General features: G+C 48.8%; 11 protein-coding genes. 7 read left to right on the forward strand and 4 right to left on the reverse strand.

Features of this window, described 5'->3' with window-relative positions:
* Positions 1–36 precede the first annotated feature (36 nt).
* Positions 37–948 carry a proline dehydrogenase family protein gene (locus BBI11_RS01680; protein ID WP_068460022.1) on the reverse strand — a complete coding sequence of 304 codons (912 nt, stop codon included), beginning with the start codon at positions 946–948 and terminating at the stop codon, positions 37–39.
* Positions 949–1,318: 370 nt separating this feature from the next.
* Here BBI11_RS01680 and BBI11_RS01685 point away from each other — a divergent pair, with 370 nt between their 5' ends.
* Entirely contained in the window at positions 1,319–2,734 is a 1,416-nt protein-coding gene (locus BBI11_RS01685) for a hypothetical protein (RefSeq protein ID WP_068460024.1), read from the forward strand.
* A gap of 108 nt (positions 2,735–2,842) precedes the next feature.
* The gene (locus BBI11_RS01690) at positions 2,843–4,144 is read left to right on the forward strand and encodes an acetamidase/formamidase family protein (RefSeq protein WP_068460026.1); all 1,302 of its coding nucleotides are present in this window, start codon (positions 2,843–2,845) and stop codon (positions 4,142–4,144) included.
* A gap of 48 nt (positions 4,145–4,192) precedes the next feature.
* Here BBI11_RS01690 and BBI11_RS01695 read toward each other — a convergent pair whose 3' ends face one another.
* The gene (locus BBI11_RS01695) at positions 4,193–4,696 is read right to left on the reverse strand and encodes a shikimate kinase (RefSeq protein ID WP_068465526.1); all 504 of its coding nucleotides are present in this window, start codon (positions 4,694–4,696) and stop codon (positions 4,193–4,195) included.
* Between the two features lie 214 nt (positions 4,697–4,910).
* Between BBI11_RS01695 and BBI11_RS01700 the strand changes: the two genes are divergently transcribed.
* Entirely contained in the window at positions 4,911–5,945 is a 1,035-nt protein-coding gene (locus BBI11_RS01700) for a lactonase family protein (RefSeq protein ID WP_068460028.1), read from the forward strand.
* 28 nt (positions 5,946–5,973) lie between these two features.
* On the opposite strand, the gene BBI11_RS01705 is transcribed toward BBI11_RS01700, so the two are convergent.
* The gene (locus tag BBI11_RS01705; RefSeq protein ID WP_068460030.1) at positions 5,974–6,303 is read right to left on the reverse strand and encodes a hypothetical protein; all 330 of its coding nucleotides are present in this window, start codon (positions 6,301–6,303) and stop codon (positions 5,974–5,976) included.
* Entirely contained in the window at positions 6,300–6,857 is a 558-nt protein-coding gene (locus tag BBI11_RS01710; protein ID WP_068465528.1) for an SCO family protein, read from the reverse strand. The genes BBI11_RS01705 and BBI11_RS01710 overlap by 4 nt, the downstream gene beginning before the upstream one ends.
* Before the next feature lie 246 nt (positions 6,858–7,103).
* Between BBI11_RS01710 and glgB the strand changes: the two genes are divergently transcribed.
* Genes glgB through glgA form a run of 4 tightly spaced genes read left to right on the forward strand, consistent with a single transcriptional unit; the run spans position 7,104 to position 12,572 of the window.
* Positions 7,104–8,987 (forward strand): 1,4-alpha-glucan branching protein GlgB, encoded by a 1,884-nt coding sequence (gene glgB / locus BBI11_RS01715; RefSeq protein ID WP_068460032.1) that lies wholly within the window; start codon positions 7,104–7,106, stop codon positions 8,985–8,987.
* On the forward strand, positions 8,984–10,132 hold the full coding sequence (locus BBI11_RS01720; RefSeq protein WP_083388969.1) for a glucose-1-phosphate adenylyltransferase: 1,149 nt from the start codon (positions 8,984–8,986) through the stop codon (positions 10,130–10,132). The genes glgB and BBI11_RS01720 overlap by 4 nt, the downstream gene beginning before the upstream one ends.
* Complete coding sequence (locus BBI11_RS01725) at positions 10,129–11,151, forward strand: GlgC family sugar phosphate nucleotidyltransferase (RefSeq protein WP_068460033.1); 1,023 nt, start codon at positions 10,129–10,131, stop codon at positions 11,149–11,151. The genes BBI11_RS01720 and BBI11_RS01725 overlap by 4 nt, the downstream gene beginning before the upstream one ends.
* Positions 11,148–12,572, forward strand: coding sequence for a glycogen synthase GlgA (gene glgA / locus BBI11_RS01730; protein ID WP_068460036.1), 1,425 nt, complete (start codon positions 11,148–11,150; stop codon positions 12,570–12,572). The genes BBI11_RS01725 and glgA overlap by 4 nt, the downstream gene beginning before the upstream one ends.
* Positions 12,573–12,585: the final 13 nt, after the last annotated feature.

Here is a 12,585-nt window from a genome sequence, read left to right on the forward strand (position 1 = left end):
AGCAGCCCGGACATATGTCCGGGCTGCTTTCGGGTTTTAAGAAGATTTGGAAAGAGCACCTTTTAAAACCAATTGGATGTTCTGCGGCCTTTCGGCAAGGCGTCTCATGAAATAGCCATACCAGTCTTGGCCAAACGGCACATAAGATGTCACTTGGTAATCTTCCGACAGCTCTTTTAATAAATCTGTCCGGAAGCCGTAGAGCATTTGGAATTCGAAGCGGTCTTTTGGAATATCTTGTTCGTTAATATAGTCAATTGCTGCGTTGATAATATGATGATCATGTGTGGCGATCGATGTGAACACCGGCTGGTCGAGCCGCAGCTTGATGAGCTTGAGAAAATTGGCGTCGACTTCCTCTGCAGATTGGAACGCCACTTGTTCACTTTCCTGATAAGCGCCTTTCACTAGCCGTAGCCGGACGTGTTGAAGCGCTTCCAAATCTTGTTCAGAACGGAATAGATATGATTGTATAACCGTTCCTACACTGTCGAACTCCTTTTTTAAAGTATGCAATATATCGAGTGTGGGTTGAAGATGTTCGTAGTTTTCCATATCTAAGTTCACGTAAATTCCGCGCTTCTCAGCTTCGGCCGCTATTTCACGGATGTTTTCTAAACAGAACTGGTTGTCGATATCGAGCCCAATCTGGGTCAATTTAACGGACAAGTGTGCATCCACTCCAGCTTCTGTGATCGCTTCAGCTGTTTGAATAATTTCCTCTTTAGCCTGTGTGGCTTCTTTGCGGCTGGTGACAAATTCCCCGAGCCGGTCGATCGTGGCAGAGATCCCATCCTCATTCAATGCGCGGACGGACGCCATCATATTCGGAATATCGGTTCCAGCAACGACCTTTGCGGCACCCAACTGAAATCCCCATTTTTTGGCTCCGCTATTCAATAGCCGATTATTGGACAATGCGATAAAAAAACTCCTTGTGATTCCCATTACTAGCCCTCCAGTAAAATAAAATATCAATGGCAATCCAGCCTGGTGGAAATAGCGGATCTAAGCGTCAAATACCCCGTAGAATAAGCGAATGCCGAGTTCTGGCAAAGCGGGTGTTCTTCGTGTGGCTAGAGCATATCATACAAATGACTGAAAATAAAAACAACTCTTAAAATTATTTTTTTCTTATTCTTTGTCTTCCACTTATTGGCTATTGTAAACAAATTAGTTGAAAAAAATTTCAGAACAATGAAAATGTGGCCTTTCTCAGAAAAAGCAAGCCTCTATTCCCGCAGCGACAAAGCAAAACGTGTAAAATGGTCGGTATGTGTTTTAAACAATTTACCAACTACGGAAGGAGGGCTTGCAGATGAAGGCATTAGCGAAACAAGGATTTACTTTATCTGTACTGATATACGCCGTTCTTCATTTTCTTCATTATTTTCTGGCTGATCCGTGGACGGAGACCTTGTTGCCGATTGCTGGATTTTTCAGTTTGGCGTTTGCTTTCGGCGTACTGCCGCTTCGCAAACTGCAGCTTCAGACGTTTCTGACCATTACAGCGCTCGCGGTGTTGTGGTCGACGAGCGCTGATTTTTGGCAAAATTTCCAGTTGGCGCTCGTCCAGATGGAAAGTCTCATCGCGCTTTTGTTGATCGTTCCGATGATCAGCTGGGTGCTCCGGGAAGAGCCATATATCGAGGAGATTATGAGCTTCGGCAATAAATGGCTGAACAAAAGCCAGACCTTTTATGGCGGGTTGATGGGCATGACGCAGATCATTTCGCATTTCCTGTTGTTCGGGGTTGTGCCGATGATGTACAAGTTCATCGATTCCTTCCTCAAAGATCATAAAGACGAAGCGTGGGAAAATTACAAAGGCACGGCAATCCTTCGCGGTTTCGCGTTATCGACGATGTGGGTCATTAGCATTCCAAGTTTTATCTTTGCGGTCGGCGCGATGGATGCGGTGCTATGGAAGTCGATGCTGCTCGGACTCGGCGCAGCCATTGCCGGCACTTTGCTGTCGGTTGCCTTTGCAACGGCCGATGAGAAACGCTACGGCAAAGACTTCTCGGCCGTGCTGACGAATGAAATCGATAAAGCGGTGGCGAACTCTCGCAACGCTGGCAAGTGGAACAAAGACGTCGCCGAATTTTGTTTTCTATTCATCTCGTTGTTCGGCACGATTTTCATCATTCACGAATGGACAGGTGCTGACTTTCTCGTCGTCATTCCGCTAGTCATTCTTGTCTGGACCTTCCTGTACTTCCTGATCAAAAAACGACCAGGGAATTATGCACGCGAAGCAGCGATTTATTATCGGGAAGGCGTCTCGAGGCAAGCCCAGCAGTTCAGTATCTTGCTTGCTGCCGGCTTGCTTATCTATGCGCTCAACCAATCTGCAGTCGGTGACTATGTCATCGGTGCGATGAATTATTTGACCGGTCATGTGCCATTTTTGAACTTGCTATTTCTGATTCCGTTCATCGTCATCTTCCTGGGTTTTATCGGGCTTGGGCCGCTGCCGGTCATCGTCCTTGTGACAGGGGTATTGGAATCGGCCGTGCTGCCGTTTCCACCGGAGTTGGTCGTGCTGGCGGTGACCTCGGGCAGTGTCATTTCGATTATCTTGTCACCTTTTGTTATGCCGGTGATCATCTTGAGCAGCGTGAATGGCTTGAGCGGCATTCGCAATGGCTTACGCTTTAATTTGAAATTCGCGATTGCTTTTTATGTGATGATGCAACTATTCGTACAGACCTTATTGTATTTCTGGAGTTGAAAAAATGCCCGAAGAACTTAATTGTTCTTCGGGCATTTTTGAATCTTCATTGAATATAAAGTCCTTTTGTCATATAATTTAGAAAATATAGAAAAGGGAGGCTGTCGAATGTCTGAGAATGCTGTCGATACTTTATTGGTCAACCGTTATGTCAACGGGGTGCTCGACCCTGATAAAGAAATGCTTGGCCCGGTGAAAGACGGCGGGCATATCATTGCCCATACTGCACCGGGATGCTGGGGCCCGATGATCACGCCGTGCATCCGGGGCGGCCATGAAGTGACGCAGCCGGTTCACGTTGAAGGAGCAGAACCGGGAGATGCGATCGTCATCCGCATCAAGTCGGTGGAAGTGACATCGCTTGCGACGGCTTCTGGCAATGACAAGCCAATCGAAGGACGCTTCCTAGGCGATCCGTTTGTAGCTGTGAAGTGCCCGGGATGTGGAACCTTGTATCCCGAAACCATTATCCAAGGCGTCGGCAGCGGGGCAATTCGCTGTGCCAATTGCGGAGAAGATGTCAGCCCGTTCGAATTTACGCACGGTTACACCATGACGTTCAGCGACAAAGGCGATGTGGGCATTACGGTGTCGAAACAAGCGGCCGAAACCATTGCACAAGATGGCAAGGAATACATGAAAACGCCCGAACATTCGGTGCAAAATCCCGTAGTCACCTTTGCGCCACACGATTTGGTCGGCACAATCGCACGCATGCGCCCGTTTCTTGGCCAACTCGGTACGACGCCTTCCCGACCAACACCCGATTCACATAATGCGGGCGATTTCGGCTCGTTTCTTGTTGGCGCACCCCATGAATACACGAGCACGCAAGAAGAACTTGAAACTCACCGGACAGATGGCCATATGGATATCAGCCGCGTGCGGGCTGGGGCAGTGCTTGTATGTCCCGTCAAAGTGAAAGGTGGCGGCGTCTATTTGGGGGATATGCACGCCATGCAAGGCGACGGCGAAATTGCGGGGCATACTTCCGATGTGTCGGGCATCAGCCATTTGCAAGTACATGTGTTAAAGGGGCTTGGGAATGCCGGGCCGATTCTGTTCCCGAATGTTGAAGATTTGCCCTATACGGCAAAGCCGTTCACAGAAGCTGAAAAAGCCTCCGCCCAAAAACTGGCTGAACGTTTTGGGTTGGAACAGCTGGAAGATTCATGGCCGATTTCCTTTGTCGGTTCGGGGCCGACCTTAAACGATGCGACAGAAAATGGCCTGCAACGCGCTGCGGATTTGTTTGGCGTTACCGTGCCAGAAATCATGAACCGCGCCACGGTAACAGGGTCGATCGAAATCGGCCGCCACCCAGGCGTCGTCACCGTGACGTTCTTGGCACCGGAAAGTTATTTGAAAGCAGCGGGCTTATTCGACCTTGCGAAAGCGCAATATGGATAATAAAAAACCCGCCATTCAAAAGTTGAATGGCGGGTTTTTGCACACCTGTCATGGCTGTGGCGCGTGGATATCCCAGGACATTTTCAATGAGTCAGCCAAATAATCAGCAGCGTCCATCGCTTCAAAATCGTCGACTCGGAATTCGGAGTGGTTGGCTGCATAAATCGATTGACGCTCGCGGAAAAGCTGTTCCATCTCCTGAAGGGTTTTATCTTTCAACAGCGGCCGTGTTTCCGTCAGGATGTGAATGCGTTCTTTCCAGGAATCCCAGGAAATATCGAAATATAGGACGGTGCAATTGGCTAGGCAATTACGGCGGTTTTCTTCTTGAAGAAACGCGCCTCCCCCAACAGAAATCACAAGCAGAGGTTGGCTGCCAAAAGCTTTGATCAATTCCCGTTCTTTGTCGCGAAATGTCTGTTCACCGTAAATGTTAAAAATTTCTGGTATCGGCATGCCGAATACCTTTTCAATTTCTTCATCGATGTCGATGAAATCGCGGTAAAGGCGGCGGGCCAAAAGCTTGCCGACTGTCGTTTTTCCAGCTCCCATAAACCCTGTGCAGACGATGCTTTTCTCGCGGACGGACAAAGGAAAATTCAACGCAACCACTCTCTTTCTAATTAAAATATCTAATTCACTCCACCACTTTACCGCACTGCATGGATGAATTGAAGAGGGAAAGTGAAAATCTAGCGAAACTTTACATTGCAGGCGGATGAATGATTGATGCGAGAGCGACGGCAAAACCAAAAGGAGGGATAGGATGAGCAGTACATACATAGTTAGTGGGTCTTATGCATCCGCCGAACAGGCAGGCATCACGCTTTGGGAATTAGAGCCTGTTACGGGGAAGTTGGCGAAAAAAGCTGAAATTCCTGGAGTGGAACGCCCTTCATTTCTCGCGGTTCATCCGAACGGCACGAGTTTTACAGCCGTCAGCGAAACGGGAGACGGGGAGGTCGTAGCCTATTGGCTAAACCCTCAAAAAGGCCTGATCCAAGAGCTGAATCGCCAGCCTGCTGGGGGCGACCATCCTGCCCACATTACAATCGATGAAGATGGGCAATGGGTGGTTTCCGTCACGTATTCCGGAGCGAACGTTACGGTTCATCCCCTGCGGTCAGATGGGTCGATCGGTGAAATGGCCGATTCGAAACACCATGAAGGGAGTGGGGCAGTTGCAGACCGGCAAGACGCCGCCCATCCGCATTCAGCGCTTCAACTGCCAGGAACGAATCGTTTTTTTGTTTCCGACCTCGGAATGGATGCAATTGTCCGCTACCGTCTCGATTTGCATTCCGGAAAACTGGAGCAAGAAGCTGTGACCAAGACAGCACCCGGCGCAGGGCCGAGGCATCTGGCGGTTCATCCGTCCGAAGCCTATGTATACGGCGTCAATGAACTCAATTCGACGGTTTCGGTATATGCGCTCGAAGGTCGTAACCTGAAAGAAAGGCAGAATATCTCGGCGTTGCCAGAACAGTTCACAGGAGACAATACGGCTGCTGAAATCGCTGTATCGACAGATGGGCGATTCGTCTATGTGTCAAACCGGGGCCATGACAGCATAGCGGTGTTCCGGGTCGCACAAGGCTTACTCGAAGCGGTTGGCCATGCGGATGCCGGCGGAGCGGGGCCAAGGCATTTTACGCTGGTGCCAAATAGCCCATGGATCGTCATCGCCCATGAAGGCTCGGGGACGATCGCCGTCAAACGCATCGGCGAAGACGGCATGCCAGGCGAAACAGTCGATAGTGTCGAGACGGTTACGCCTGTCTGCGTGCGCTTGCTGAAATAGCAAAAGGCAGAGCCGCAGCCCTGCCTTGTCACCAATCGGTTTGTGTTTTTTCCATCAGCCCTAGTTCTTTCAATAGCCGGATGGCCGGGCTGTCCTGATTGCTTTGGAATGCTTTTTCCGTACATTCGGAATGCGGGGGGTAATTCAATTCCTGTGCTTGGCCGAGCGTCGATTCTTCCAAGAAATTTGTTGGATCGGATTGTTCAAAACAAGACGGCGCAATAAACGTACGATGCGTATGTTCAAGCACAATGCGGCTTTGTGCGGAAGGCTCATTTTCCTGAGGTATGAAAAACCAGGTAGCCGCAGCAACCAAGAGCAAGAGTACGGCAGCTATGACCAGCGGCTTTCGTTTCATCCTTCTGCCTCCTCGACGAGGATCTCCGCATCGCGCACGATGTCTTCAACCGGCGGGTTCAGTCCATCGTAGTCTTTCATGATGACGCCTTCGTGATTCACCAAGTAAAAAGAAGTGCCGTGGATTACTTGCGTATCATCTTGAGGCTTCTGGGCAATGGCCTTGAAGTTCTCGAGTGCAAAGTCAGCAATTTGCTCTTGGGAATAGCCGGTCAGTAAATGCCAGCTGGTCAAATCGACATCGTAGTTTTCCGCATATGATTTCAAGATTTCCGGTGTGTCGACAGTCGGGTCTACGCTGAATGACACGATCTCGACATCAAGTCCTTGCGCCTGAAGTTCTTCCTGGACGCCTTTCATATTCGCCATCATTGGTAGGCAGACCGTTGTGCAGCTAGTGAAGACAAAATCGGCCAGCCAGACTTTTCCTTCGAGGTCGCTGGATCCGAAGTCTTCATCATTATGGTCGGTGAATGTGAATTCTTCTGTTTCCCAATTCAATGGGTTATCAATGCCTTGGCCGCAGGCAGTCAAAAACAACATGCCAATCAGCATACAGCTCAGTAAATAAGTTTGGGCTCGCAATTATTTCGCGTCCTTTCTGTATTGAAGCTAGTCTTTCTTTAGCCTATTCCAAACCAGACCTGACGACAAGCCGGTTATCACGTAAAAATATGAAGACATTGCGACATTCCCACTATTTATGGAAAATTTTAGCACATAACGGCATCTTAACAAGGACTTTACATTCCAAATGTAGAATAGAAACTAAACTTGGTTTCGGCCAAAAGGAGGCGCTGCATGGAATTTTTGTTGAATACATGGACGACAGAACGGCTACAAGCTTTTCATGAAGGGCAAATGGTTGATGGCTATTTGTATTTCGGAGCGCATGCACTTGGGAAAGAAACCACCTTTTCGGTTTGGGCCCCTGAAATCGACGGCATTGATGTCGTCTGTGTCGATCCCGAGACAGAACGCGTCTCCACTTACGCGCTGGAGCGGCATCCGCATGATTCAAGCATATGGGGAGTGAGTATCCCTGAAAACCTGGAAGGCCAGCTCTATGAATATGCGCTTCGGACACCGAGTGGCGAAGTGCTATGGAAATCGGATCCGTATGCGAGGCAAAGCGAGAAGCGCCCGTTCACCAAATCGATTGTTTCCGGTTCTAGCGAATACACGTGGCCATTGGATGTGCTCAAGCATAAGCAAACGATCAACGACCGGCATCTGGAACGCCCGATGGCTATTTACGAAGTGCATATCGGCACTTGGCGGCGCAAGGCAGACGGCGAGTTTTACACGTATCGCGAAATTGCGGACCAGCTGATCCCCTACGTCATCGATATGGGCTTCACACATATCGAGATTCTGCCGATTACCGAGCATCCGCTCGATGAATCTTGGGGCTACCAGACAACTGGGTATTTTTCACCGACTGGCCGCTATGGCACGGCTGATGAATTGAAGTATTTCGTTACAGCTTGCGCAGAACATGGACTAGGTTTGATCTTGGACTGGGTCCCGGGCCATTTTTGCGTGGACCAGCACGGGTTGGCGAATTTCAATGGCCAATTGCTTTACGAAGAAGCGCGGGAAGAACGCCGCATGAACCCGGATTGGGGAACCTTGAACTTTGATATCAATAAAGGCGAAGTGGTGAGCTTTATCTTATCGAGTGCCCATTACTGGCTCGAGGAATTTAAGTTTGACGGTTACCGGATGGATGCGCTCGTCAATCTCTTGTTCATCCCGAACATTAAGGAACGACCCCATAACGAAGAAGGGGCGGAGTTTCTCAGGAAGTTGACCGCTAGCCTGAAACGCCATTATCCGGAGAAATTACTGATTGCCGAAGATGCCTGGCATTACCCGAAAGTGACGCATCCGGTCGAATTCGGCGGTGTTGGCTTTGATTACAAATGGAATTTCGGCTGGATGCATGACACGCTCGAGTATATGAAAACGCCGCCGGCAGAGCGCTCAAAAGCGCATGGGAAAATGAATTTCTCAATGGTGTATCAATACGAAGAGCGTTACCAGGTGATTTTTTCCCACGACACTGTAGCGGATGGCCGGAAATCCTTGCTCAACAAACTGCCGGGCACGAGGGAAGAACGCTTCCTTCAATTGCGGTTGCTGTTTGGGTTTTGGATGGCGCATCCGGGTAAGAAACTATTGTTCATGGGACAGGAGTTCGGCCATTTCGAGGAATGGGAATTCCAGCCGGAACTCGACTGGGCGTCGCTCGAAGATCCACAGCATAAGAGAATCCATGAATTCATGAAAGAATTGCTGGCGTTCTACCGAAGCGAAAAAGCGTTTTTTGAACTCGATGATGAGCGCGATGGCTTTTTGTGGCTCGATGCCGATAACCATGAACAAAGCGTAGCGAGCTTTATCCGCAGAGGGTTTTTGCCAGAAGACGAATGCCTTGTGTTATGCAATTTCTCTGAACATCGTTATGAAGAGTTTCAAGTGGGCGCACCACAAAAAGGGCTTTACGAAGAGATATTTTCCACCAACGCAGCACAATTTGGTGGTTCTGCAGCAGAGTTGCAGCAGGCGGTGGAAACACTTGATATCATGTGCGACGATCAGCCTTTTTCATTAACACTTGATTTGCCGCCGTTCACGGTGAGTATTTGGAAAAAAAGACAGGATGGGAGTGGTTTGTTGTGAATGAAAAAGTAGTTGCGATGCTTCTCGCGGGTGGCCAAGGGAGCCGCTTGAAATCATTAACATATGATATTGCGAAACCAGCCATTCCTTATGGCGGGAAATACCGGATCATTGATTTTCCTTTATCGAATTGCACCAATTCCGGCATCACGACAGTCGGCGTCTTAACGCAGTATCAGCCGCATGCGCTCCATCGCTATATCGGGCTTGGTACGCCTTGGGATTTGGATCGCCATAAAGGCGGGGTGACCATGTTGCCGCCATATGCTGAAATCGATGGCATTAAATGGTATGCGGGAACGGCCAGTGCCATTTACCAGAACATCAATTACCTGACCAGTTGCGAGCCAGAATATGTATTGATTTTATCAGGAGATCATATTTACAAAATGGATTATGAAAAACTCGTAGAATACCACAAAGAAAAACAAGCCGACGTCACGGTTTCTGTTTTAGAAGTGCCGTGGGAAGAGGCAAGCCGCTTCGGTATCGTCAACACTGACGACGATATGCACATTGTAGAATTTGACGAAAAACCGGAAAAGCCGAAAAGTAATCTCGCTTCTATGGGCGTTTATGTATTCGATTGGAAAAAGTTAGAGCATTACTTGGAAGAAGATAATAGCAATGAACAATCCAGCCATGATTTCGGGAAAGACATTCTGCCGAAAATGCTGGCAGAGCAAAAGAAAATGGTAGCCTACCCGTTCAAGGGGTATTGGAAAGATGTCGGAACGGTCGACAGCCTATGGGAAGCGAATATGGATTTGCTTGACCCGTCAGAAGGGCTCGTCTTGCACGATCCTGCGTGGCGAATTTACTCATCGAACCCCCAATTGCCGCCACAAGTGATTACCGATACTGGTCGCGTGCAAGGTTCCATGGTCAACGAAGGCTGCGTCATTAGCGGAACAGTCAATCATTCAGTCATTTTCCAAAATGTCCTGGTTGAGCAGGAAGCGGTCGTAGAAGACAGTGTCGTCATGAGCGGAACAAAAATCGGGCGTGGAGCCCAGTTGAGCCGCGTCATCGTTCCGCCAGATGTCACGGTTCCGGAAAATTATCAATTGCTTGAACCGGCAGCAGGCATCACGCTATTGACGCAAGACTTAATCGATTCATGGAAGGAGAGTGGACAGCAATGACTTTGATGGCTGCAGTGGACGCTTCTGTAAAAGTAGCAGGGCTCCAAGACCTGACCATTCATCGATCGGTTTCTTCGATTCCGTTCGCGGGGAGATACCGCCTGATCGATTTCGCTTTATCGAATTTAGTGAATGCAGATGTCAATTCAGTCGGCATTTTCGCTTCGCAACCCTTTGGTTCGCTGATTGATCATATCGGAGTTGGGAAAAGCTGGGATTTAGACCGACGCAAAGAAGGCTTGTTCTTTCTCCCAACCACTCATCAAAACGGAGGCATCGCCACAGTTGGATCCTTCCGCGACTTTGAAGAAAATCTTCAGTTTTTTGAAAAAAGCCGTCAAACGCATGTCGTGGTGACAAGCAGTTTTGTCGCGGGGCAATTGGATTATAAAGAAATGCTTGCCAGTCATTTAGCGTCTGGCAATGACATTACGGAAGCCATCGGCGCAAGCGGCTCCTTAAAATCATACATTCTATCGCGCAGGTTGATTCTTGAATTGATTCACTCTTATCGGGAAAAGCGCATTCTCAGTGTCGAAGACTTAGTAAACTTGAAAAAAGCTCCGTATACATACGGAGTATATGAATACAAAGGGTATTTCGCAATCATCGATTCGATTCAGCAGTATTTTAAAGAGTCGCTTGGGCTATTGGACGAGAACAACCGCCGATTGCTGTTTTTGCCTCAAGCTCCCATCTATACAAAAGTGAAAGACGAGCCGCCGACGCGTTACTTGGATGGATCAGACGTATCGAATTCGATGATGGCCAATGGCAGCACCATTATGGGCAATGTCAAGAACAGTATCATCAGCCGTGCAGTCACAATCGGCCGCAACGCAAATCTTGACAGCTGCATCATCATGCAAAAATGCACCATCGAAGAAAATTGCGAACTTGCTTATGTAGTTGCCGATAAAGACGTCTATATTGAAAAAGGTGTCAAGCTGACCGGCACAGCTGACCGGCCAATTGTCCTTCGAAAAGGCGAGCGGGTCACAAAGGAGGATGCCCAATGAAGATTGTCATGGCCGCTGCGGAATGCGCGCCTTTTGCGAAAGCGGGGGGGTTGGCCGATGTCATCGGTGCGCTGCCGCTGGAATTGGTCAAGCTTGGACATGAGGTACAAGTCATTATCCCGAAATACAGTTTGATTCACGAACGCTACCAGGAGCAGTTTCGCAAAGTGGAAGTACATTCTTTTGAATTTAAAGAAGAAACGGCCCATTACGCCATACACGAACTCGCCAAGCATGGTGTCCAGTTCTTGTTTTTGGAAAACGATTCTTATTTTGAACGCGACAGCATTTACGGGCCAGACGATGCCGAGCGCTATGCTTTTTTCACCAGAGCGGTACTGGATTTCCTGGCGCGTTCCGAGACGGCACCGGATGTTGTCCATGTCCATGATTGGCACACGGCAGTATTGCCGTTCCTCTTGAAAGAAGATCCGCAATATCAGCAATTGTCCAGCCGTGTAAAAACGGTACTGACGATTCACAATATCCAGTTCCAAGGGAATTTTTCGAAATCCGTATTCTTGGAGCAATACCGAATGGATGAAAGTTTTTATGATAACGGGCAAGTCGAATGGCACGGAAACTTCAATTCTTTGAAAACCGGTATCTTGTATGCCGATAAATTAACAACTGTCAGCCCGAATTACCGAGATGAGATTTTGACGGAGGCTTATGGGGAGGGCTTGCAACACTTGCTTGGCGAAAGAGAAACCGATTTACAAGGCATATTGAACGGCATCGACACCGACGCCTACGACCCGCAAGGTGATGAACACATCGCGCAGACTTTCAGTGCAGAGGATTTACAAGGGAAACAGGCGAATAAACGCGCCATCCAAAAACGCTGCGGGCTGCCGGAACAGCCGGATGTGCCTTTGTTGACGATGGTATCGCGTTTGTCGGGACAAAAAGGAATCGATGTGCTCGAACAAACCCTCCTTGAATTTCTAGAAGGCGACGTCCAGTTTGTGCTGCTCGGTTCAGGAGAAGCGCGTTTTGAAGAATTTTTCCAGCGCCTTGAAGTGGACTATGCCGGAAAGGTCTCGGTCCATCTTGGGTTTGATGAGTCATTTGCCCACCAATTATACGCAGGCGCGGATATTTTCCTGATGCCCTCACATTTTGAACCGTGCGGCTTGAGCCAATTAATTTCGATGCGCTACGGGACGATCCCTGTAGCGAACCGGACGGGCGGTTTGCGCGATACGGTGGAAGAGTATAACGAAGTACAAACTACGGGAACAGGGTTCTTGAGCGATTTTAAAGCTGGCGTTCATTTTGATGAAGCCTTGTCGCGCGCATTGTCGTTTTATCATCAGCCGGAACATTGGAAGGCGTTGATCCGTAACGGCATGAAAAGAGATTCGTCCTGGTCGCGTTCGGCAAAAGACTACGAACAGTTATATGCGAGCTTAAACTGAAGGGTGTGTTGAA

Source organism: Planococcus maritimus (assembly GCF_001687625.2).
Taxonomy (GTDB): domain Bacteria; phylum Bacillota; class Bacilli; order Bacillales_A; family Planococcaceae; genus Planococcus; species Planococcus maritimus.